The organism is Aureitalea marina (assembly GCF_002943755.1).
Classification (GTDB): domain Bacteria; phylum Bacteroidota; class Bacteroidia; order Flavobacteriales; family Flavobacteriaceae; genus Aureitalea; species Aureitalea marina.
The window spans coordinates 2,491,828-2,514,739 of record NZ_MQUB01000001.1 but is presented as its reverse complement, the minus strand read 5'-3'; the positions used below and the strand labels follow the sequence as shown (position 1 = coordinate 2,514,739).

20 protein-coding genes and 1 tRNA gene are annotated in these 22,912 nt (G+C 45.9%); 12 read left to right on the top strand and 9 right to left on the bottom strand.

The window, feature by feature from the left end; translation table 11 throughout:
- The first annotated feature begins 142 nt into the window (after positions 1–142).
- Positions 143–2,548 (top strand): outer membrane beta-barrel family protein, encoded by a 2,406-nt coding sequence (locus BST85_RS11500; protein ID WP_181040012.1) that lies wholly within the window; start codon positions 143–145, stop codon positions 2,546–2,548.
- A 28-nt stretch (positions 2,549–2,576) separates the two neighbouring features.
- Complete coding sequence (dusB, locus tag BST85_RS11495) at positions 2,577–3,569, top strand: tRNA dihydrouridine synthase DusB (RefSeq protein ID WP_104813379.1); 993 nt, start codon at positions 2,577–2,579, stop codon at positions 3,567–3,569.
- Here the strand turns inward: dusB and BST85_RS11490 are convergent, their stop codons facing one another.
- Positions 3,570–4,775 (bottom strand): ABC transporter permease, encoded by a 1,206-nt coding sequence (locus tag BST85_RS11490; RefSeq protein WP_104813378.1) that lies wholly within the window; start codon positions 4,773–4,775, stop codon positions 3,570–3,572.
- Positions 4,776–4,777: 2 nt separating this feature from the next.
- Positions 4,778–5,173: a 30S ribosome-binding factor RbfA gene (gene rbfA / locus BST85_RS11485; RefSeq protein ID WP_104813377.1), complete on the bottom strand. Its 396-nt coding sequence runs from the start codon at positions 5,171–5,173 to the stop codon at positions 4,778–4,780.
- A 53-nt stretch (positions 5,174–5,226) separates the two neighbouring features.
- Between rbfA and mce the strand changes: the two genes are divergently transcribed.
- The 3 genes from mce (at position 5,227) to BST85_RS11465 (ending at position 7,087) form a co-directional block, all read left to right on the top strand.
- Positions 5,227–5,634: a methylmalonyl-CoA epimerase gene (gene mce / locus BST85_RS11480; protein WP_104813376.1), complete on the top strand. Its 408-nt coding sequence runs from the start codon at positions 5,227–5,229 to the stop codon at positions 5,632–5,634.
- Positions 5,635–5,680: 46 nt separating this feature from the next.
- A tRNA-Ile gene (locus tag BST85_RS11475) sits at positions 5,681–5,754 on the top strand.
- A gap of 1,111 nt (positions 5,755–6,865) precedes the next feature.
- On the top strand, positions 6,866–7,087 hold the full coding sequence (locus BST85_RS11465) for a hypothetical protein (protein WP_146090711.1): 222 nt from the start codon (positions 6,866–6,868) through the stop codon (positions 7,085–7,087).
- A 15-nt stretch (positions 7,088–7,102) separates the two neighbouring features.
- On the opposite strand, the gene BST85_RS11460 is transcribed toward BST85_RS11465, so the two are convergent.
- Positions 7,103–7,690, bottom strand: a complete 588-nt coding sequence (locus tag BST85_RS11460; protein WP_104813373.1) for a riboflavin synthase — start codon at positions 7,688–7,690, stop codon at positions 7,103–7,105.
- Between the two features lie 58 nt (positions 7,691–7,748).
- Here BST85_RS11460 and pdxA point away from each other — a divergent pair, with 58 nt between their 5' ends.
- The 7 genes from pdxA (at position 7,749) to mtgA (ending at position 13,491) form a co-directional block, all read left to right on the top strand.
- Positions 7,749–8,813, top strand: coding sequence for a 4-hydroxythreonine-4-phosphate dehydrogenase PdxA (gene pdxA, locus BST85_RS11455; protein ID WP_104813372.1), 1,065 nt, complete (start codon positions 7,749–7,751; stop codon positions 8,811–8,813).
- Between the two features lie 53 nt (positions 8,814–8,866).
- Entirely contained in the window at positions 8,867–9,427 is a 561-nt protein-coding gene (locus BST85_RS11450; RefSeq protein WP_342750428.1) for a YceD family protein, read from the top strand.
- A gap of 6 nt (positions 9,428–9,433) precedes the next feature.
- On the top strand, positions 9,434–9,631 hold the full coding sequence (rpmF, locus tag BST85_RS11445; RefSeq protein ID WP_104813371.1) for a 50S ribosomal protein L32: 198 nt from the start codon (positions 9,434–9,436) through the stop codon (positions 9,629–9,631).
- Between the two features lie 179 nt (positions 9,632–9,810).
- Positions 9,811–10,809 (top strand): beta-ketoacyl-ACP synthase III, encoded by a 999-nt coding sequence (locus tag BST85_RS11440; RefSeq protein WP_104813370.1) that lies wholly within the window; start codon positions 9,811–9,813, stop codon positions 10,807–10,809.
- Positions 10,810–10,843: 34 nt separating this feature from the next.
- Positions 10,844–11,344, top strand: a complete 501-nt coding sequence (accB, locus tag BST85_RS11435; RefSeq protein ID WP_104813369.1) for an acetyl-CoA carboxylase biotin carboxyl carrier protein — start codon at positions 10,844–10,846, stop codon at positions 11,342–11,344.
- Between the two features lie 53 nt (positions 11,345–11,397).
- Positions 11,398–12,750 (top strand): acetyl-CoA carboxylase biotin carboxylase subunit, encoded by a 1,353-nt coding sequence (gene accC / locus BST85_RS11430; protein ID WP_104813368.1) that lies wholly within the window; start codon positions 11,398–11,400, stop codon positions 12,748–12,750.
- A gap of 63 nt (positions 12,751–12,813) precedes the next feature.
- Entirely contained in the window at positions 12,814–13,491 is a 678-nt protein-coding gene (gene mtgA, locus BST85_RS11425) for a monofunctional biosynthetic peptidoglycan transglycosylase (protein ID WP_104813367.1), read from the top strand.
- Position 13,492: 1 nt separating this feature from the next.
- Here mtgA and BST85_RS11420 read toward each other — a convergent pair whose 3' ends face one another.
- From BST85_RS11420 to BST85_RS11395, 6 genes are all read right to left on the bottom strand, one after another.
- Entirely contained in the window at positions 13,493–15,148 is a 1,656-nt protein-coding gene (locus BST85_RS11420) for a solute:sodium symporter family transporter (RefSeq protein WP_104813999.1), read from the bottom strand.
- A 100-nt stretch (positions 15,149–15,248) separates the two neighbouring features.
- On the bottom strand, positions 15,249–16,115 hold the full coding sequence (locus BST85_RS11415; RefSeq protein WP_104813366.1) for a T9SS type A sorting domain-containing protein: 867 nt from the start codon (positions 16,113–16,115) through the stop codon (positions 15,249–15,251).
- A 32-nt stretch (positions 16,116–16,147) separates the two neighbouring features.
- On the bottom strand, positions 16,148–16,909 hold the full coding sequence (locus tag BST85_RS11410) for a glycoside hydrolase family 16 protein (RefSeq protein ID WP_104813365.1): 762 nt from the start codon (positions 16,907–16,909) through the stop codon (positions 16,148–16,150).
- Between the two features lie 4 nt (positions 16,910–16,913).
- Positions 16,914–19,205 (bottom strand): beta-glucosidase BglX, encoded by a 2,292-nt coding sequence (gene bglX / locus BST85_RS11405; protein WP_104813364.1) that lies wholly within the window; start codon positions 19,203–19,205, stop codon positions 16,914–16,916.
- A gap of 13 nt (positions 19,206–19,218) precedes the next feature.
- Complete coding sequence (locus BST85_RS11400) at positions 19,219–20,859, bottom strand: glycoside hydrolase family 16 protein (protein ID WP_104813363.1); 1,641 nt, start codon at positions 20,857–20,859, stop codon at positions 19,219–19,221.
- Positions 20,860–20,870: 11 nt separating this feature from the next.
- A complete protein-coding gene (locus BST85_RS11395; RefSeq protein ID WP_104813362.1) occupies positions 20,871–22,904 on the bottom strand; it encodes a PKD domain-containing protein in 2,034 nt (677 codons plus the stop codon).
- Positions 22,905–22,912: the final 8 nt, after the last annotated feature.

Below are 22,912 nucleotides of genomic sequence, written 5' to 3'. Positions count from 1 at the left end.
AAATGTGGCGGTTCACTGACAGTAGGAAATTTCATATATTTACGTGCTAAATTGGCGCGAAACGACACCCTTGCAAATTAACCATTCACACACCATAGTCGCGCACAGCGAATACGTCCGCCCCAATCGGATGACCTACTCTATGAAAAAGCCGCTGTTCTTTCTTCTTTTTCTATTGGTGAACCTAGCCTGGTCGCAGGAATTTGTGTTGACTGGAAAGGTCATTGATTCTACTGGTGCTGGCATCGAGTTTGTCAACGTAACTGCGAAGGAACTAGGGCAAGTAGAGATCATAAGCGGCGCCTCAACAGGCCAGGATGGTCAATTTGAGCTTCCTGTGGTAGGCGGAGCATATTCGATCGAATTCTCCATGGTGGGGTTCCGGGACCGGAAGATGGAAGTAGAGGCGGCATCAGATATGAATCTTGGTCAACTTCAGTTGGTTGCAGAAAGGCAAGCGTTGGACGAGACCGTGATCAGTGTACGCACTCCGGTAGTTAGAAGAGAAATTGGGAAGTTGACCTTCGATGTTGAGAATTCTACCCTTTCCAGCGGGAATACCATGAATTTGCTTAAAAAGACCCCGGGGGTTTTGGTTGTGCAAGACAATATCAGTATCCGAAATACACCAACGGAGATCTATATCAACAACAGGCGGGTGTACCTTTCGTCTTCAGAGATAGTCACTCTATTAACAAGTTTGGATGCTTCTGTCATTCAGTCCATCGAAGTGATCACCAATCCTTCTTCTTCATTCGATGCAGAAGGCGGTGCTGTGCTGAATATACTTACCTCCAAGGCAATCTCGGTCGGGTATAAAGGAAATGTAGGGGCTACCTACGAGCAAGCGGTTTTCGCCAAGTACAATTTGAACACTGCTCACTTTTACAAGAATAACTGGATCGACTTTTATGGGTCATACAGTTACAGCCCAAGAAAGGAATTTAAGAGCCAGGACGATCACATCAATTACTTTGAACCCGATGGAAGCCTCAATTCACTTTGGGAATCGGACCTGGAACGAACAACAAGATCTTATGCACACCAGGCCAATCTGATCGCAGATTTTCAGCTCAACGAGAAAAACACCTTAAATCTGACCTCCAATTTGGTCTTTGGTCCAGATGAGCGATATCAGAATGGAATCAGAACGGACATCTTTGCTCCATCCAGGCAATTGGACAGTCTCTTTACGACGGCTAGCCGATTAGAGAACGATCGGACCAATTTGTCTTTTCAGCTGGAACATCAGGTAGATCTTGGGCAAGGGAATACCCAGTTGAGAACTGGGGTCAATTACATCTTTTTTGAACAGTTTCAGGACCAGGATATTCAAACCTCCTATTTTCTGCCAGATGGAGATTTTATTAGGAACAACACCTTTTCGACCTCGGCATTTCAAGAGACCAATATTTGGACCGCCTCCATGGACCTGGACTATCAAATAGGTCGGTTTTCGGCTAGTAGTGGGGTAAAGTATTCCGATATAAGTACGGACAGCGGCCTGGATTTTCTCAATCGCAATACTATGCCTCCCGCACTGGACCCTGATCTCTCTGATAGGTTCCTCTATGACGAATCCATCTATGCAGCATACACCGAATTGGAGAGACAATGGGAAAGTTGGGGACTTCAGGCAGGGTTAAGGGTTGAGCATACGGACGTGGAAGGCGATTCTAGGGCATTGGGCCTTGTGAACACCCAAAATTACTTTGAATGGTTTCCAAGAGTAGTTCTATCTCATAATCTGAACGAGAAGAACACCCTGGGATTAAGTTACGCCAGAAGGATCGATCGACCGCGATATCAAAGCCTGAATCCATTCAAGTATTTTATCAATGAGACCAACTTCAATTCCGGTAATCCTTCTTTGAGGCCTGAAACTAATAATAAGATCGCGCTAAGCTACAATTACAACAATGTTTTGACCGTAGAGGCCTATTACGAGCACAGCAATAACAGTTTGAGTACACTTGTGTTTCAGGACAATGAAACCCGCGTGATCCGGACGGTTGATGCCAACCTAATCGAGGATTTTCAGTATAGCCTGGATGTGATCTACACCAATTCCATCCGTCCCTGGTGGTATTCCTTTATTTATTCGTCATTCTATTACCTCGAGAATGAATTTTTGGCCGAAGAGAGTATTCAGCAAACCTATTCTAACAGCACACCAGGATTTTATGCCCAGTGGTACAATAGTTTTACATTGAGCAAGGACCAGTCGCTGACCTCAGACCTGACAGCGGTTTATATGTCCAATTACATTTATGGGTCTTATTCCTACAAGAACCAATTCTCACTTTCTCTGTCAATACGTAAAAGCCTGTGGAATGATCAGGCAAGCATTACCCTTGGTGTTGACGATATCTTTAACACCAACAACATTCGGGTCAGTTCACAGTATTACAACCAGGACAACTCTTATTTCGCCATGCCGGAGTCCCGCATGTTCCGGGCCAGCTTTCTCTATAACTTCGGAAATTGGAACCTGAGCGATAATCAGCGGCAGATAGATTCCAAGGAGAAAGGCCGATTAGACCGTTAAATCCGATTATTGCTATTTTTGCAACGCTATGGCAAAGATCGGCGACATCGATGTTGGGGATTTTCCCCTATTGCTTGCTCCTATGGAGGATGTAAGCGACCCTCCTTTCCGCGCACTTTGTAAGGAACAAGGTGCAGATGTGGTTTACACTGAATTCATTTCTTCCGAAGGCTTAATTCGAGACGCTGCCAAAAGCGTCATGAAGTTGGATATCTATGAAAAAGAACGACCCGTCGGGATCCAGATCTTTGGTGCGGTATTAGAATCCATGCTTCGGTCTGTAGAGATCGTCGAGGCCAGTGGCCCGGACATCATCGATATCAACTTTGGATGCCCGGTGAAAAAAGTGGTCAGCAAGGGCGCTGGCGCAGGAATTCTTAAAGACATTGACCTAATGGTCAAATTGACCGAAGCCATGGTCAAACACACCAAATTACCAGTTACTGTTAAGACGAGATTGGGTTGGGATCACGATTCTATCCGGATCGTAGAAGTGGCCGAACGGTTACAGGATGTGGGCTGTAAGGCAATTTCCATCCACGGTCGTACTCGCTCTCAGATGTACAAGGGAGATGCCAATTGGGTTCCTATAGCTGAGGTGAAGAATAACCCCCGAATGCACATCCCGGTCTTTGGGAATGGAGATGTCAACTCTCCTGAGCGCGCTATGGAGATGCGAGATCAGTATGGGTTGGATGGAGCCATGATCGGACGGGCCAGTATTGGCTACCCTTGGTTCTTCAGGGAAGTGAAGCACTACTTTGAGACCGGTCAGAAACTAGCCCCTCCTAACATGGCCGAACGTGTTGAAGCGGCACGAAGGCATTTGCGAATGTCTATTGATTGGAAAGGAGAAAAACTTGGGGTTTTTGAAACCCGAAGACATTACACCAATTATTTTAAAGGAATTCCAGATTTCAAAGTCTACCGGACCAAGATGGTGACCAGTGATCATTCAGAGCAGGTCTTTGCCGTCTTTGAGGAGGTGCTGGAACGTTTTGGCGATCACCAATTCGTTTGATCAGCTGTTCAAGGCTGCCTTAACCCTTATAGAAGCGATTCTTGCGGCTAGCATGCCCAGGGTTGAAATGGTCAACAGGACCACAATCACATTGATCCACTTGAACTTTACCGGATAGGCCAGGGAAGGGGTAATACTGACCCACTCAAATTGCAATTGCAAATAGACCAGGATAATTCCCAAGAGAATACCAATTATTCCGCCGAGACTGGTCATGATAACCCCTTGGAAGAAAAAGATCTGCCTGATCTCCTTCAATGTAGCCCCCAAATTAAACAGGGTACTAATGTTGTTGCGTTTGTCCAGTATCATCATGATGATAGAACCGATAACATTGAACAGAGCAATGATCATAACGAGTGTAAAGATGAGGTAAACAGCAATGTTCTCAGTGTTCAGCATTTTGTAAAGTGCGTCATTCTGCTGAACCCGATCCAACACTTGCACCTGGTTGTCAAATAGTTCGTTCAATTTTGCACGCGCATCCTCTTGGGAAGCTTCAGGCGCAAGTTTAACTTCTAAACCTGAATACTGATCTTGGGAAAGTGACAACAGATTTCTCGCCAAGGCCAAGTCGGCGAATACATATTTATCGTTCAATTCCTCGTTTATCTCGTAGATCCCGGAAACAACAACCTGTTCTTTGCTGAAAGCTTGTGTTGCATCTAGAACACCGGAGAGATTTGCGCCTTTTTCGGGAACATAAATCTCTAAGAGGTTCTGATAATTTCTAGCCCCGAGGGATAATTTATATGCCGTTCCAAGTCCGACAACCACTTCATACTGTTCGGGGTTAAGCCAGTCATTATCCAGCATTATACTATCCACAGGATTAACGCGCTCAAAATTTTCATCAACGCCTTTGATGACGGCTATATGGTTTTTCCCTCGAAAATTCAGGAATACACGCTCTTCAATAATTTTAGAATAGTGCGCAATCTCCGGAATTCGGTCTAACTCCTGAATTAGCGTGGAATCCAATAAAATTGTTTTTCCCGAAGCCGGGCTAACCTTAAGGTCTGGGTCGATCAAGGTAGTATACTGCAGGCTGAAATCCTTTAGGCCTGAGAATCCGGAAAGGACAACAAAAAGACATAAAGATCCAATGACTACTCCTGCCGCTGCAATGGAGGTAATGATGTTGATAGCATTATTCTTGCTCTTTGTAAAGAGGTAGCGCTTGGCGATGTAGAGGGAGAACCCCACACCTATTTCTTTTTTCTCTTGGCCAGTAGACTGGGGTCTTTCAATGGATCGTCTGAACCTTTGAAAGCCTGGTCAATCCGATCGATATAATCCAAGGAGTCGTCATTGTAGAAAGTCAGGTCTGGCATCTTTCTGAGCTGATTTCGGGTAAGGACAGCCACTTTGTGCTTGATTTGCGATTTGTGAGTATTGATCTCTTTAAGGAGCTTACTGGCGTGTTCGGAGGGGAAAATGCTCAAATAAACCTTGGCCACAGATAAGTCCACGGACACAGAAACCTTAGAAACAGAAACCAGAATTCCCGACTGGCCTCCATCGGTCATCATTTGTTGCAGTACTTGTGCAATATCGTTTTGCAGAACACCTGCAATTTTTCGTTGTCTGTTACTTTCTGCCATAAGGCAAAGGTACTACAATTCGGTTTTGTTACTTTTGATTAAAATTCAACAGCGTGAACAAAATTGAACATTTGGGAATAGCCGTCAAGGACCTCGATGCGGCCGAGAAGATGTACGAAGATCTTTTGGGAGTCCAATCTTACAAAAGGGAAGAAGTGCCGACAGAAGGAGTGACGACCTCCTTCTTTAAATGTGGCGAGAGCAAGATCGAGCTCCTTGTAGGAACTAACCCCAACAGTCCGATTAGCCGTTACGTTGAGAAAAGAGGAGAAGGATTACACCATATTGCTTATGCCGTCGATGACATTCGCTCAGAGATTGAGCGGCTGAAAGAGAAAGGTTTTGTTGCCTTGAACGAAGAACCTAAAATCGGAGCGGATAACAAGCTGGTTGCATTCCTTCATCCAAAATCCGCAGGTGGCGTTTTGGTCGAATTATGCCAGGACAGAAGCCCTGAATAAGTTTTGTGTTTGCTGCAAAGAGTTTTACATTTGCAGCCTGCAACCCGGTCCTATAGCTCAGTTGGTTAGAGCACCTGACTCATAATCAGGGGGTCCATGGTTCGAGCCCATGTGGGACCACAAATAAGAGAAAGCCTTTACAACTAAGTAAAGGCTTTTTTTATTGGATGTATTGCGTTCGAACTCATGGACCCGCCTCCCCGCCTGCTGGCTCGTTCGCTAAATTTGTCCACCGGACAAATTCTTCACGCTCCGCCCGGTTCGAGCCCATGTGGGACCACAAATAGGAGAAAGCCTTTACAACTAAGTAAAGGCTTTTTTTATTGGATGTATTGCGCTCGAACTCATGGACCCGCCTCCCCGCCTGCTGGCTCGTTCGCTAAATTTGTCCACCGGACAAATTCTTCACACTCCGCCCGGTTCGAGCCCATGTGGGACCACAAATAAGAGAAAGCCTTTACAACTAAGTAAAGGCTTTTTTTATTGGATGTATTGCGCTCGAACTCATGGAACCGCCTTCGCGCCGGCTGGCTCCTCAGGCAAAATGTCCACTGGACATTTTGTGATCCCTCGGCCCGGTTCGAGCCCATGTGGGACCACAAATAAGAGAAAGCCTTTACAACTAAGTAAGGGCTTTTTTATTGGATGTATTGCGCTCGAACTCATGGACCCGCCTCCGCGCCTGCTGGCTCCTCGGGTAAAATGTCCAGTGGACATTTTGTGATCCTAGGGTGCGGACCTGTCAAGATTTTCAGGTAAAATCGAGTTCATCATTTCAAGGGAATCCACCCCCACCCGTCATAATTTACCCCAAGATCACACAACTGCCAACAAAATCAACTCCCCTCTATCTCTATTCTTGAAAGTAGTAGTCGCAATTTGTGAATAGCTCGTCCGTAAATGGGTTTGCTGCTTTGTAAAGCCAAATATTCTAGTATACTTGTGGGAAAATTAGTCTATAACTGTCTCAGTCACTCTTGTTTACCAACAAATTTTTGATTTATCGTGGCATAGCACGTACATTTGCCGTCCTAACCTCCCACAAATTAGATTTGGGGAAGCGTCACTAAATGCAGCCTTAACCATTTAATAATGGGCCAGGCGTTGCAATTGGGTAGTTTTGGCTTTGAATACGTGAATTCGGCCTTGTAATGCCTTCTTTAGGAAGGCTTTTTAAGCAGACGTTTGAAAAAAATTATTACTTTAGTCGTTTAATATGCGACCCCAAATCGTGAAAATACTACTGCTACTATTATTAGTTCCCATTGCTACGGCTATGGGTCAAGGCGAAAAAGAACCGCCACCTCCAGTTAATCGGGCTCCTCCTGAAGACCAGCTCCCTATTGACGATAACATCTGGGTTTTATTAGTTTTCGGTGTAGTTCTTGGAATTTATTTTTACTATCACATGAAATCCCACAGGAAAATAGAGGCAAAGGACCTCGAGTTGTAGATTTTTTGTTGGCCATCATTTGTGTTGAGATATTCTCTGCACATATTTCCCTATTACATCAAATTCCAGATTGACCTTATCGCCGACTTGTAGTTGATTGAAACTAGTGTGCTTATAGGTATATGGAATGATAGCTACCGAGAAAGAGCTATTTTCTGAGTCTACAACAGTTAAGCTGACGCCATTGACCGTTATCGATCCCTTTTCGATGGTAACATTTCCCAGAGACGGGTCATATTGAAACCGATAGGTCCAGCTACCGTCAAGTTCCCGGGCCTCCAAACAGGTTCCAACCTGATCCACATGCCCCTGAACGATGTGGCCGTCCAAACGATCTCCAAGTTTCATTGCTCTTTCTAGGTTTACAAGGTCATTTTTACCGAGGGTTCCCAGGTTCGATTTTACCAAGGTTTCTTCAATGGCTTCGACCCAATAGTTGTTGCCTTCGATCGCGATCACCGTCAAGCACACCCCATTGTGCGCGACACTTTGATCTATTTTAAGCTCGGGGGTAATTTTAGCCTCGATGTTAAACTGAATATTATCACCCGCTTGTCTTAATTCTTTGACCAGCCCAACTTCCTCAATTATTCCCGTAAACATGACTTAAATGGTTAACTTTGCGACGCAAAAGTACGAATATTAATGCCCTGAAAATACCATGGCAACACCCAATAAGATCAAGGTTGGAGTTTCAATTGGAGACCTGAATGGAATAGGAAGCGAGATCATACTCAAGACCTTTTCCGATAACCGTATGTTAGATTTTTGTACCCCTGTGATCTTTGGGTCCGTCAAATTATTATCACATATCAAGAAGGAGCTCGGATTAGAGCTTGGGCTGCAGGGAATTGAAAATGCCTCAAAAGCCGTTTCCAAAAAGGTCAATGTGGTCAATGTCTGGAAGGATAATGTCACCGTTCAACTAGGGGCAGAAGATCCTTCATTGGGTAAATATGCGGTGCGCTCATTGGAAGCAGCTGTAGATGCGCTGAAGTCCGGAGGTATTGATGTGCTTGTTACAGCCCCGATCCACAAATCCAATGTACAGTCTGAATCTTTCCAGTTCCCCGGTCATACAGATTATCTTGCTCAAGCCTTGGAAGGTGAGAGCTTGATGCTTATGGTTTCTAGTTCACTAAGGGTAGGCTTGCTCACCGATCACCTTGCTGTTAAGGATGTCAGTGCTGCGATCACACCAGATTTGATCAAGAAGAAGGTGCAGTTGATGAAGCAAGCTTTGATCCAGGATTTTGGTTTGATCAAGCCGAAAATCGCCATGTTAGGCATAAATCCGCATACAGGTGACAATGGTGTCATTGGGAGCGAAGATGATGATGTGATGCGTCCCACCCTGGATGAGATTAGGCAAGAAGGCACCCTCGTTTTTGGGCCGTATGCTGCAGACAGCTTCTTTGGCTCAGGCAACTACGAGAACTTCGATGGGATATTGGCTGCTTATCACGATCAGGGATTGATCCCGTTCAAGACCTTGTCATTTGGCCGAGGTGTAAATTTCACAGCTGGATTATCTAGGATCAGAACTTCTCCTGACCATGGAACGGCTTTTGATCTGGCGGGCAAGAATGAGGCTTCTTTTGACTCCTTTAAGGAGGCGGTTTTTTCAGCTGTAAAAATCTATCGCAAACGGACGGAATATGCGGAAATTTCAGCCAATCCGTTAAAGACAGGAAGAAAGCGTCCGGTTGTTAAAAAGAAATCATAATACAGAAAGGGGATAAAAATTATTTTTTATCTTTGCCCCCGCTTTATTTGTAAGTGGATAAGGTATTTGGTGAGTTCATGGAGGAATTGAAAGAGTATACTATTCCCTTTATCGGGTTAAAAGCCGGAGCACACCAATTCAAGTTTCAAATAGGGCAGGAGTTCTTTGAGCATTTCGAGTATGAGGATTTTAACGATAGCCAGATTGAGCTGGTTGTCGGGATGATCAAGAAACTCACAATGTTGGAGTTTGACCTTGATTTTGAGGGTAAGGCCAATGTCAATTGTGATTTGACCAATGAGATTTTTGACCTTCCTGTTTCAGGTAGTCATCAGTTTGTGGTTAAATTTGGGCATGAGTTTGACGATCATAATGAAGATTTGATGATCATACCTCATGGAAGTCATGAAGTCAACATACAACAACAGGTGTATGAAACAATTGTGCTTTCTCTTCCTTCCAGGAGAATTCATCCGGGAGTGAAGGACGGAAGCCTAAAGAGCGAGATACTCGATAAACTCAATGAACTAAGTTTGGGTAACCAAACAGGCGATGATTCGGATGATACCGATCCTCGCTGGGACGATTTAAAGAAACTATTAACGGATAAATAAAGACAAATGGCTCATCCTAAGCGAAAAATTTCCAAGTCTAGAAGAGACAAGAGAAGAACGCACTACAAGGCGTCAATGCCTCAGCTGGCCACCGATCCAACAACTGGCGAGGCTCATCTTTACCACCGCGCCCACTGGCACGAAGGTAAGTTGTATTATCGCGGTCAGGTTGTGATCGACTCGACCGAAGCGGTAGAGGCCTAAGTTTAAAGGTTTTCCGAACCCATACTCTCACTGTTCCGAGGCTCTCGGAGGTGGGAGTTTTTTTTAAGCTGGATTTTTCGATCAAATAGGACGCTTTTCGGTCCAATTGATCTAAAAATTTAGTAATTTTCACCCTTTTCAAGGGAGTTTTAGGCTTTTTTGAACCAAATCCGGCTCATATGAGTAAGATCAACGCAGCAATTACCGCTGTAGGGGGATATGTCCCCGACTATGTACTCACTAATCAGATCCTAGAAACGATGGTGGACACCAATGATGAATGGATCACCACGCGTACAGGGATAAAAGAGCGCCGCCTGTTGAAGGACCCGAACAAAGGGACCAGCTATCTGGCAATCCAGGCCGCCAAGGACTTGCTTGAGAAGAGCAAGACCGATCCCAAGGACATTGACATGATCATTTTGGCAACTGCGACTCCGGATATGCCGGTTGCAGCTACAGGCGTTTACGTCGCTTCTGAGATAGGAGCCGTAAACGCTTTTTCATATGACCTGGTCGCTGCCTGCTCCAGTTTTCTTTACGGTATGTCTACAGCTGCCCGGTATATCGAATCCGGCAGGTATAAAAAGGTTATGCTGATTGGAGCAGATAAGATGTCCTCTATCATCGATTACGAAGATCGAGCTACTTGTATCATCTTTGGTGATGGAGCAGGTGCTGTTCTTTTTGAACCATCTGAGGATGGTCTGGGCGTAGTAGATGAGTACTTAAGATCTGACGGGATTGGACGGGAGCACCTCAAGATAGATGCAGGGGGTTCTATACTTCCGGCTTCTCACGATACAGTTGAAAACAAGCAACATTACGTCTTTCAGGATGGAAAGACCGTATTCAAATTTGCCGTTTCCAACATGGCCGATGCCTGTGCGCAGGTCATGGATCGCAATAACTTGTCTGGCGACGACGTCCAGTGGTTGGTGCCTCATCAGGCGAATAAGCGGATTATAGATGCCGCTGCCCGCCGCATGGAACTCGACGATGACAAGGTCATGATGAATATCCATCGATATGGCAACACAACCTCAGCTACGCTGCCTTTGTGTTTGATGGATTACGAATCTCAGTTGAAAAAAGGTGATAACGTCGTATTCGCTTCCTTTGGTGGCGGATTTACCTGGGGCGCCATTTATTTGAAATGGGCCTACGACTCAAACTAAACGAACTAAAACGTAAAAGCTAAACCTTACAAAGATGGAGTTAAAAGACATCCAGAATTTGATCAAGTTTGTCGCCAAATCTGGGGCGAGCGAGGTCAAACTAGAAATGGGAGAGGTCAAAATCACCATTCGAACCGGTAAAGATGAACGGAACGAACCCACCTATGTGCAGCAAATGCCGGCAGTGGCGCCCGTTCAACCACAGGTTATTGCCGCTGCGCCAGTAGAGGCTGCTCCTGTGGCGCCTGCTGCTTCAGAACCAGCTCCGGCGGCTGAAGCATCGGACGATTCCAAGTATGTTACCGTGAAATCCCCAATCATAGGTACCTTCTACAGAAAACCTTCACCAGACAAGCCCGTATTCGCCGAAGTAGGTGACACAGTCGCTCCCGGAGATGTGCTATGTGTGATTGAAGCGATGAAACTATTCAACGAGATCGAAAGTGAAGTATCCGGGAAGATCGTGAAGATCTTAGTGGATGACGCGACACCGGTCGAGTTTGATCAACCTTTATTCCTTGTTGATCCCTCTTAAGGGGTAGATGATAGGCCAGATCTGTCTGGCCGGGAACCATTTAATTTCAGCTTATGTTTAATAAGATTCTGATTGCGAACAGGGGAGAGATTGCCCTGCGTGTAATTCGCACATGCAAGGAGATGGGTATTAAGACCGTTGCGGTTTATTCTACTGCCGATGCCGAAAGTCTGCACGTTCGTTTTGCGGACGAGGCAGTTTGCATAGGTCCTCCACCAAGTACTGAGAGCTATTTGAAAATGGCTAACATCATAGCAGCTGCGGAAATAACCAATGCTGATGCCATACATCCGGGATACGGTTTTCTTTCTGAGAATGCGAGATTTTCTCGTATTTGTGCCGATAATGGATTGAAATTCATTGGAGCTTCTCCGGAAATGATCGAAAAAATGGGAGACAAGGCAACAGCTAAAGCTACCATGAAAGAAGCGGGTGTTCCTTGTGTACCAGGGAGTGAAGGGGTGATACCAGACTTTCCTACCTGTAAGAAACTTGCAGTAGAAGTTGGCTACCCGGTTATGCTTAAAGCCAGTGCCGGTGGTGGTGGAAAAGGAATGCGTGCAGTCTGGACCGAGGACGAATTGGAAGACGCGTGGAACTCTGCTCGTCAAGAGAGTAAGGCGGCCTTTGGAAACGACGACATGTATATGGAGAAACTCATCGAAGAGCCTCGCCATATCGAGATACAGATCGTCGGAGACAGTACGGGTCGAGCTTGTCACTTGTCAGAACGCGACTGTTCTATCCAGCGTCGTCACCAAAAACTGACCGAAGAAACTCCAAGTCCGTTTATGACAGACAAGTTACGGGAGGACATGGGTAAAGCTGCGGTTAAAGCTGCGGAGTATATCAAGTACGAGGGAGCAGGAACAGTAGAATTCTTAGTGGATAAAAACCGGAATTTCTACTTTATGGAGATGAACACTCGTATTCAGGTTGAGCACCCGATCACGGAAGAGGTGGTAGATCATGACCTGATTAGGGAACAGATCAAAGTGGCAGCTGGGATTCCGATATCTGGGAAAAACTATACGCCTCAGTTGCATTCTATCGAGTGTAGGATCAATGCAGAGGATCCATTCCACGATTTCAGACCTTCTCCGGGCCGAATCACGACACTTCACGCTCCAGGTGGACACGGAGTTCGTTTGGACACTCACGTTTATGCAGGATATGTTATTCCGCCAAACTACGATTCCATGATCGCCAAGCTGATTGTGACAGCTCAGACCAGGGAAGAGGCCATCAGCAAAATGCGCCGTGCTTTGGATGAGTTCGTTATCGAAGGAATACAGACCACCATCCCATTCCATCGTCAGTTAATGGACGATCCGGCCTACATAGAAGGTAATTATACCACTGCCTTCATGAACGACTGGGAAATGGAGGAATTTGACGAAGAATAAGCAGATTTCAATAACAATAGAGGGGCCGGAGTCGTTTGAATAACGATTCCGGCCTTTTTCGTTATGATTAAGAGAGTTTTTAAGTTCGCCCTTAAGCTGATCGGATGGTTCGTATTCATCAGCCTTTTCTTGGTGGTTGTATACCGCTGGGTACCGATCTACTATACCCCCTTAATGGCCATCCGCAGTGTGGACAAAGATATATCGGGGGCTAGACAGCATCAATGGGTTTCGCTGGAGGAGATCTCTCCAAATTTGCAACTGGCTGTCATTGCCTCTGAGGACCAACGCTTTTTGAATCACAGGGGTTTTGATCTTGATGCCATTAGGAAAGCCATTGAAGAAAAGCAATCCGGAAAACGATTACGAGGTGGGAGTACCATCTCTCAGCAAACAGCAAAGAATGTATTTCTCTGGCCTGGGAGAAGCTGGATCCGAAAAGGTTTGGAGAGCTGGTTCACCCTACTTATTGAAACTTTTTGGAGCAAGGAACGTATCCTGGAGGTGTATCTGAATAGTATCGAAATGGGCCCTCAGGTCTATGGGGCGGAGGCCGCGTCCCGCTATTGGTTTGACCGATCGGCCAAAGAGTTAAACCAGGATCAGAGTGCAGCACTGGCTGCCATACTGCCTAATCCGCTACAATACAAAGCTCGTCCCAAGACAAATTATATTGCGGGGAGAGTTCGCTGGATCAAGCGTCAGATGATCAACTTAGGTCCTATAAATTGGGAACCTTGATCTATCGGAAGTAGATGTAAGTGCTGACTACGATAACAACCACCAGCAGACCGGCAATGCGCACGTGTTTCCATGGTGTGATGTCCACCTGCTTGGTGTACTCCTGTACGTAAGGCTCTGGCCTAGGTCTAACCTTACCAATTATCAGCATAATGATGATATTGACCACAAATAGGGCGGCCATAACATCCAGGTATGGCCAATAGGCGTCTGCCTTAATCTCGGCCAACATCTGAGCATCTGTAATTCCGGCAGCTTCGGCCTTTGTCATTGCTTTATCAACAAAGTATGGCTGAAGTACGAACTGGCTGATTATGTACAATAAAGAACCGGAAAGAAGCCCAATTTTGGCCGCGATCGCCGGAACTCTTGTTGTTGTGAACCCAACGACTATGATGGTCAAGATTGGAATACTGTAGATCCCGTTCACCTCTTGTAGATAGTTGAATAAGCTTCCTGCATTCTGTAGTAAGGGCGCTATGAACATGGCCGCTATTGCCAGTATAGTTCCAAAGATCTTCCCGTATTTCACCACAGTTTTTTCGTCTGCATCTTTATTGATGTGCTGCTTGTAGATGTCAATACCGAATAAGGTCACCGAGCTGTTCAGGACACTATTGAAAGAACTTAGAATTGCCCCAAATAGGACGGCAGCGAAGAACCCTAGCAAGGAGGCAGGCAGGACTGCATTTACCAACATCGGATACGCCGCATCTGCAGTTTCTAGTCCTCCGTCAGCTTTGAAATATTGATAGGCAATTATACCGGGTAGCACTACGATGATGGGGCCTAAGATTTTAATAAAAGCAGCAAGCATTAATCCCTTCTGACCTTCTTTGAGGTTTTTGGCAGCGAGCGCACGCTGAATGATCTGCTGGTTGGTTCCCCAATAAAAAAGCTGAACCAACATCATACCGGTAAAGATGGTGTGAAATGGAATAGACGCTGTTTTGCTTCCTATAGAATTGAATTTTTCAGGGTTTTCTCGCATCAGGATATTGATCCCTTCGCCCATACTGCCATCTCCTAAAGCCATCAATCCAAAGACTGGAATGAGTAATCCACCGACCAACAACCCCACTGCATTGATGGAATCTGAAACCGCAACCGCCTTCAACCCTCCAAATACTGCATAAATGGCACCGATGATACCGATACCCCAAACACAAATCCATAAGGCTTGGTTATCGGTCACATTGAGCATTTCCGGGATATTGAACATCCCGCTTACGGCCAAAGATCCTGAGTAGAGTATTACAGGAAGCAATACCACAACATAACCTGTTAGGAACAAGGCTGAGGTCATGGTTTTGGTTGAAACGTCAAATCGATTGGCCAGAAAGGTCGGAACCGTGGTCAAACCACTTTTTAAGTATCTAGGAAGAAGATAAAGTGCAGTTACTACAATAGCAATAGCAGCTAGAGTTTCCCATGCCATAACCAGTATTCCCTCGGCATAAGCCTGACCGTTCAAACCAACGATCTGCTCGGTGGAGAGATTTGTCAAAAGCAAGGAACCCGCAATGACCCCTGCAGTTAGACTTCGCCCTCCAAGAAAGTAACCATCGGAGGTGTTTTCGTCTGTTTTTCGAGTCGCGAAATACGAGATGATCCCTACCATAGCGGTAAAGGCAACAAAGGAGATAATGGAAATCATGGATAGTTGGTTTATTGTTTGTTCGTGTTGATAATAAACAAATGAACCTGCTACCAGGAACAGGTTCATTTGTTCATTCCTAGTGAAAGTTAATCAATCACTATCGTTTCACCAATTTTATGGTTTGCACACCTGATGGTGTTGCAACTCGTGCCAAGTACTGACCTTCTTGTAAAGAACTAACATTGATTACTACATTAGATCTGTTAGGGGTCTCATTCAATACTTGCTGCCCAAGAATATTAAAAATAGCGACGCTTTGGATAGGCTCATTAGCTTTCAGGTTAAACGAGCTAGTTGCTGGGTTAGGGAAAGCTTCAATTTGTACTAGGTTGTTATCCTCAACACTCAATGCAGGGGCGGAAAGAACTACACTACCCAGTGCATCCTCGTTGTCACGGTTTGCATTAATTCCGATAACAGTAAAACCGTATTGAACGTTGGCGTCAAATTCACCATCCAGATCAGTGAACACAACTTCGAAGTTCTGTCCAGCAACCAGCTCGGCAGTCTCAGTTTTAACAGCAGAAAAGTCTGCGTTGAATACCTTGATAAAGGCGAAAACCTCATATGCCCCATCCAGGGTGTTACTCTCAACAAAGCCTGAAAAGGTAAGTTCCTGGCCCAGCAAAGAGTTATCTGGAACAAGAGTAGAGGCATCCATACACTTGTTACCTCCGCCCATTCCATCGGTCCAGAAATCAATTTCTCCTTGATCCCCGCTATTAATAGCGTTCTCATAGGTGTTGTAGTTTGGCTGCAGCGTTATAGTGCCCGCCTTGGTATCCACTACGGTTTGAAGGTCTCCCACACCCCAACCACTATTAAAAACGAAGGAAGTACAATCGGTTTCAAAGACGTTCATAAAACCTTCCCAGGGTGCGTTTTCATCGAGCTCGATGTCCACCTGTGCATTCATGGTGGCTACGGTGATCAGCCCGGCTAGTAAAAAATAAAACTGTTTCATAATTTTAGTTTTAAGTTAATATTTAGTTTGAATTAGGATTTATAGATTCTTATATAGTCAATAGTAAACTCCGCCGGGAAGATGGAATCATCCACTTCAGGCCCGCCAAAATTGCCCCCTTTCGCCATATTCATTAACAAGTAAAAGGGCTTGTTATAGGGCCATGTCTCATCATTCTTAACCTCAGGCGAAAAGGTGTAAACAAGGGCATCGTCAATGTGAAATTCGATTCGATCGGCAGACCAATCGATACGATACACATGAAAATCTTCTTCGACATTCTCAATTGGAGTCTTTCTGGAGTTTACTGTGTCTCCGTGACAGTCAGTAGTGTGCAATGAAGTGTAGATCAAATTGGGTTCTCTGCCAACATATTCCATAATATCGATCTCCCCACAGGCAGGCCATTGATTGGTGTTTATGTCGCTACCCAGCATCCAGATCGCCGGCCACAGACCATGACCAGCAGGAACTTTCGCTCTAACTACTACCGTTCCGTACTGAATCTCCATTTTTCCTTTTGTGGTGATTCGACTAGAAGTGTAGTTCTTTTCGTCATAATTGGCCGTAATGATCAGTTTACCATCATTGATGGCAATGTTGTCCTCGGTATAGATCTGTCGCTCGTCAATTCCCCAACCGTAGAGAGCAGGACAGCCGTCGCCTAGTTCGAAATTCCAATACTTAGAATCAAGTTCACCGTTTTCGAAGTTTTCTTCAAAGACAAGAGCGGTCTTTTGGGCCAATAAAGTGGCCGCAAAGAGGAAGAATATCGAAAACAGTTCTATTCTCATCAACTTATATCTCAAACTGAGAGCTCATGGTTTCCGTAGAGCTTGTTCCCACAAATAATTTGAACATACCGGGTTCTACTATCCAGACACCATCATTGTTATAAAAGCCCAATTCGGCATCGGTTAGTTCGAATTCGACAGTTTTGGTCTCTCCAGCTCCTATAGAGCTCAGATCAAACCCTTTCAATTCCATAACAGGACGGGTTACAGAGGCGTGCATGTCATGGATATAGAGTTGGACAACCTCTTTTCCATCAACATCAGAGCTATTGGTAACATCGACGGAAACTTTAATGCTTCCCTGGGACGCATAGTTGTTTTCTACCTGCAGGTTGGCATAATCAAAGCTGGAATAACTCAAGCCATGACCGAATGCATATAATGGATCATTGGATTCGTCATTGTAATGACTCCAGAAGACCAGGTTCTCACCGGGAGACACAGGCCTACCGGTATTCTTGTGATTGTAATAGATCGGTACCTGTCCCACACTGCGTGGAAAGCTCATAGGTAGTTTCCCACTTGGGTTATAATCCCCGTAAAGCACTTGTGCTATGGCGTTCCCGCTTTGGGATCCAAGTTGCCAGGCCTCTACGATTGCCGGCAAGTTCTCCGCAGCCCAAGGAATGGTAAGTGGCCTACCATTGTGCAGTACAAGTACAATGTTTTTGTTCACGGCATAAACTGCCTCTAATAATTCTTGTTGAAGTCCAGGCAAGCCAATTTCTGCCCGGCTGCGCCCCTCTCCACTTTGGAATCCATGCTCTCCCAAGGCCATGATCACAACATCTGCTCCCCGAGCGGCACTTATGGCACTAGAGAAGTCACTGTTGTCTGTTTCATTGATCTCCGTTTCAAATACAAAGGCTGTGTTGCCCACGGTTACATCAACACCTTTGGCATAGGTAATCTGGTTTCCGGGATAAGCAGCCAGACCATCTAACAGGGATACCGCTGTGCTATCCTTGGAGGCGATCCTCCAGGACCCAAGAGGGCTGTTGTTCTCTGCAGCTAATTGTCCGATCACGGCTATGCGTTGACCTGAGGGTTTAAGCGGAAGGATCCCACCTTCATTCTTTAGCAGAACGATAGACTTTTTGGCCATATCCAATACATCCTCCTGGAAAGCAGGGTTACCAATTACCTCTTTCTCTCTGGTTTCGTCACAATAGCGATACGGATCATCAAACAGACCTAGCTCATATTTTACCCGTAGAATTCTACCTACGGCATCGTCGATCAGGGATTCTTTTACTTTTCCGTCTTCAACAAGAGAAACCAGTTCTGCCACATAGGCATAGGATTCCATGTCCATATCTGATCCGGCATTTGCGGCATGCATGGCGGCTTCCCTATTGTCCTTGGCATAACCATGCGGGATCATTTCTGCTATGGATCCCCAATCGGAGACCACAAAGCCATCAAATTTCCACTCTCCTTTGAGGATATCGCGTTGTAAGAATGCATTTCCGGTGGCGGGAACCCCATTTAGCTCGTTAAAAGAGTTCATAAAGGTCCTCACCCCGGCATCTATGGACGCCTGGAAAGGAGGGAAGATCTGATTGTAGAGCGTACTCGTGCCAACGTCTACGGTATTGTAATCCTTACCGGATTCGGAGAAACCATATCCGGCAAAGTGCTTAGCACATGCAGCTATGGTGTTCACAGCAGAGAGATCGTCTCCCTGAAACCCTTTTACACGAGCAGCCGCGATCATACTTCCCAGGTAAGGATCTTCTCCACCACCTTCCATAACCCGACCCCAGCGAGCATCCCGAGAGATATCCACCATAGGAGCAAAGGTCCAGTTGATACCAGCTGCAGCCGCTTCGGCCGCCGCGACCTCTGCAGATCGTTTGATGGCCTCCATGTCCCAGCTGGCAGATTCCGCCAAGGGGATTGGACTCATGGTCTCGTATCCGTGAATGACGTCGAAACCAATGATCAAGGGAATACCTAAACGTGTTTCTTCTACTGCGATCTTCTGAACGGCGCGTACGTTTTCAACCCCGCGGACATTTAACATCGATCCAACAAGCCCGCTGCGCAAGTGCTCGTACTTGTCTGCGGCATCACCGTCCTGAGGGGTTGGGCCTGTCACATTCCAGAATCCATTGTACTGGTTCATTTGACCTACTTTTTCTTCCAAGGTCATGATGGCAAGCAACGAATCCACTTTCTGCGTAATGGCATCGTAGTCGGCTCCTTTGTCTGCGGCAGATTGACTGGAGTCACCATCCTTAGGACTGCAGGAAAACAGTAGAACGGGTACGATTAGTAGTGATAATAGTCTCATGGTTATTGTTGTTTTATTGGTATACCCGGATATAATCGATTTCCATAGTTGATTCCTGGAACGCCGGGTCTATAGCACCACCGAAGTTTCCTCCCATTGCCACGTTAAGGATCAGGAAGAAGTTTTTGTTAAACGGCAGATCACCATTGTTTTGGAAGACGTGATAGACTTCTCCATCTACCGCAAAGCGAATCTCAGCGGCTGTCCACTCCATACTGTAAATATGGAATTCGTCCGATACACCAGGTACCATGGTCGATTCGGTAACTGCATTGCCTCCAGAATTGCCTGGAAAATGAAGCGAAGAAAAGATCTGATCCTGTTCATTACCGACATGCTCCATCAGGTCCATCTCGCCTGCAGCTGGCCAGGGATTCGTCTCAAAATCCGAGCCTAGTGTCCAGATGGCAGGCCAGGTTCCGCCACCGGTGGCTAATTTTGCTCTGGCTTCGACACGTCCATAGGTGAAATCAAATTTTTGATAACTGATCAAGCGGGCAGAGGTGAACTCGCTTTCTGCAAAGTCCTCCCGTTTAGCTGTTATCTTTAATACGCCGTCTTCAACGATGACATTCTCAGGGCGGTCAGTGTAGTATTGAGATTCTCCATTACCCCATCCATCTTCTCCTGTTCCGATGTTATAGCTCCAGTTTTCGTCACATGGTGCTCCGTCATCATTGAATTCGTCGGCCCAAACGAGCACATCGTTGTTACCAGACCCCGTATCTCCAGTGGTTCCGCCACAGTCCGGAGGTGGTGGGGTTGTGTTTGAAGGAACAAAGGTGTGATACCAAGCCAGTGTTGTGCCAGGGGGGTCAAAAGTCTCCTGTATACCTCTAATGACCAGTTTCTCATCGGTCAATTCCGTTATCTGATAGGTGGTAGCACCAGACCAGTAAGACATCACGCTATTGTTTACTGTCAATTGCAGCGTTTCATTGATCGGATCGTCCAGGATAACAAAATTGGTATTCACCGAGATCTGATCATCTATAAAGCGGCATTCATCCGCGAATTCTCCCGGGGTTGCATCCGGATAAAAACGCTTAACCTCTGCCCAATTGATAAAGGTCTCGCCTTCAGTTTGCAGATCGAAGAAATAATTACCATCCGCATCATAGCTAAATGTTAGGACATCATCGTACAAACAAGGATTAAGTTGACCAGGGCCTGCAACAAAGAAGTTTGGGAAGTCGACCGCAGGATCTCCTACACCGAAATGACCGGCATTACTCGAATCCCATATCCAATCTTTGCTTCCATCGCCCGCAATCTTGAACAGGATTTCGTCCGGTATGATCAAACGGACATCCAGATCGATGATGATCGCCTCAGAAACGGAGGCGCCACCCGTACCGTATGCGATCACATTGATCACCTTAGTGTATTGTCCAGATTGAGTATAACGAAATTCGGCCGTCTCTCCACTGGAGATCAGTGTTGGATCCAGGTCCTCTTCAAACACCACGTGAATGATAGTTGCTCCATCCGCACTTACTTGTACGCTCACATTTCCAGATTGATCGGAGGCTACATCGACATTGACCGTCAGATTAGCAGGTACGACTACTGGTCCAAATTCAACATCATCCTCCTGACAGGAGATCATGATGCCGATGAGGGCGAGCATTCCGATAATTAGTTTTTTCTTCATGGGTCAATTTTTTAATTCGCGAATTGAATATCATCAAAATAATAGGTGGTTCCATCACCGGGCAGGTCAACTATGAACTCAAAGAAAACCACTACGGTATCAAAGGCTGGGCTCGTATCTTGTCCTGTAAAGTCCCAAATGAGTTCCTCCCAGGCATTCTCTGCGGTGGTATTGGCATCGAGTTCCACAAAGTCACCGTTGCCGTTTTCAAGTTTTAGCCGTACCGGTATTCCCGCTTTAGGAGAATAGGTCTTTATACTAATGCGTTGGTTAGAACCAAATACAACAGGAACGTCCAATGGAATAGCCGTACCGGCGAAGAACTGGGCGCCATCGGTCTTAATGGTTTGTATCACATTACCACTTGTGTTGATACCTCCTGAGACCGGGTTGGCAACCAAGGTAGATTCCGCACCTTCAAATCCGATGATCTCGTAATCCAGTTCTGTATCCTCAAAGTCTATTGGCAATTGAACACCGTCGGCAGCCAACTGGACATCGTCAAAGTAATAGGTCGATCCATCTCCGGGAAGGTCAACTACAAACTCAAAGAATATGATGACTTTGGTAGCCTGTAAACCGGCTGTTTGACCGGAGAAATCCCAGATCAGTTCTTCCCAGCCATTCGCTACTGTCGTATTTACATCCAACTCTACAAATTGGCCCGGATCATCTGCTTCCAACTTAAGTCTAACCGGGATACCTGCCTTAGGAGACCAGGTTTTGATGGAGATCTTCTCCGAGATACTGAAATCTATCGGCACATCTAGCGGGATTAGTGTACCAGCGAAGAACTGCGCACCCTCGGTTTTGGTGGTTTCTACCACAGTCATGCTGGTGTTGATCCCACTAGGATCAGGATTGGCGATTACTGCAGATTCTGCACCTTCAAATCCGATCAAGCCATAGTCAAGGTTACTGTCTTCAAAATCCAATGGAAGTGTTACCTGGTTACTTGGAGGAGTTGCTTGTGCTATATTATCAAAATAGAAGGTCGTTCCTTCTCCTGTGTTTCCAAAGTCGAGGAATACGACCAACTTGGAATATTCCTGTTCCAGATCGGCCGAACTGAAGTCAAATATGACGGTTTCCCAAGCATTGGTTGTTGAAGTTGTGGCATCCACTTCCGCAGCAATATTGGAGTCATCGGCATTTTCCAGTTTCAGCTTCACCGTGATCCCAGGCTTAGGAGACCAAACATTCATGGTAAAGCCTTGGAATTGAGAAAAATCGATAGGAGATCCAAGTTGAAGGATGGTCCCAGCAAAGATCTCCGCACCTGGTTCCTTAAAGAATTCGGCAACTTTAGCGCTTGTATTGGAGCCTGAGGGGTCCGGGTTATCGATAACTTGGTTAATAGCCCCTCCGAAATCGCTAAATGCGTAATCGATGCTTTCCGATTCGAAATCTACGGGCAAAATGATCGGGTTTTCAATGACCACCTCTACAGTCGCTTCCGAGGTTTCGGCGCCACCACTTAAGGCAACAACACGCAATTGATAAGTTCCCACATCAGGGTAAGTGTAGGTAATTGTTTCACCGATCATCAGCGGAGTGGGTTCTTCTGGATCCTGATCCCCAAAGAAAACCTCAAAGCCAACGGCAAAATCGGCAGAGGCCGATACATTGACTGAGAAATTATCGCCAGGCACACCGACTACCGTAACTTCCAGATTCTCAGGAGGTCGGAATGACACTACTACGGATTGGGTGATCTCAGTTTCTTCCCCATTCAGGTTTCTCCCGATCAAGGTTGCTGTGTACGTCCCTTCAGGATAAACATGTGTGGTACTTTCACCAGGGGCAAGTTCGATAGCCTCGCTACCATCCCCATAATCGAGGGTATATGCAGCCACGCTTTCTCCGCTAGGTGTTAAGGTAGTTACACCTGAATTATCCTGGCTCAACTGAACCTGCAATTTCAGGTTGGACGGAGCGGGTATCGAATCGATGAACCCCAGGTCCCGATCATCTTCGCTACATCCGCCAGCGGACAGTAGCACTATGATGATGAATATTGATTGTATATATCGCATTACTTTCATGGATGAAT

Bases quoted from the DNA above. Each gene is read 5' to 3' on its own strand.
- BST85_RS11500 (WP_181040012.1), top strand. From the start codon at position 143: ATGAAAAAGCCGCTGTTCTTTCTTCTTTTTCTATTGGTGAACCTAGCC.
- dusB (WP_104813379.1), top strand. From the start codon at position 2,577: ATGGCAAAGATCGGCGACATCGATGTTGGGGATTTTCCCCTATTGCTT.
- rbfA (WP_104813377.1), bottom strand. From the start codon at position 5,173: ATGGCAGAAAGTAACAGACAACGAAAAATTGCAGGTGTTCTGCAAAAC.
- BST85_RS11460 (WP_104813373.1), bottom strand. From the start codon at position 7,690: ATGTTTACGGGAATAATTGAGGAAGTTGGGCTGGTCAAAGAATTAAGA.
- pdxA (WP_104813372.1), top strand. From the start codon at position 7,749: ATGGCAACACCCAATAAGATCAAGGTTGGAGTTTCAATTGGAGACCTG.
- rpmF (WP_104813371.1), top strand. From the start codon at position 9,434: ATGGCTCATCCTAAGCGAAAAATTTCCAAGTCTAGAAGAGACAAGAGA.
- BST85_RS11440 (WP_104813370.1), top strand. From the start codon at position 9,811: ATGAGTAAGATCAACGCAGCAATTACCGCTGTAGGGGGATATGTCCCC.
- accB (WP_104813369.1), top strand. From the start codon at position 10,844: ATGGAGTTAAAAGACATCCAGAATTTGATCAAGTTTGTCGCCAAATCT.
- accC (WP_104813368.1), top strand. From the start codon at position 11,398: ATGTTTAATAAGATTCTGATTGCGAACAGGGGAGAGATTGCCCTGCGT.
- mtgA (WP_104813367.1), top strand. From the start codon at position 12,814: ATGATTAAGAGAGTTTTTAAGTTCGCCCTTAAGCTGATCGGATGGTTC.
- BST85_RS11420 (WP_104813999.1), bottom strand. From the start codon at position 15,148: ATGATTTCCATTATCTCCTTTGTTGCCTTTACCGCTATGGTAGGGATC.
- BST85_RS11415 (WP_104813366.1), bottom strand. From the start codon at position 16,115: ATGAAACAGTTTTATTTTTTACTAGCCGGGCTGATCACCGTAGCCACC.
- BST85_RS11410 (WP_104813365.1), bottom strand. From the start codon at position 16,909: ATGAGAATAGAACTGTTTTCGATATTCTTCCTCTTTGCGGCCACTTTA.
- bglX (WP_104813364.1), bottom strand. From the start codon at position 19,205: ATGAGACTATTATCACTACTAATCGTACCCGTTCTACTGTTTTCCTGC.
- BST85_RS11400 (WP_104813363.1), bottom strand. From the start codon at position 20,859: ATGAAGAAAAAACTAATTATCGGAATGCTCGCCCTCATCGGCATCATG.
- BST85_RS11395 (WP_104813362.1), bottom strand. From the start codon at position 22,904: ATGAAAGTAATGCGATATATACAATCAATATTCATCATCATAGTGCTA.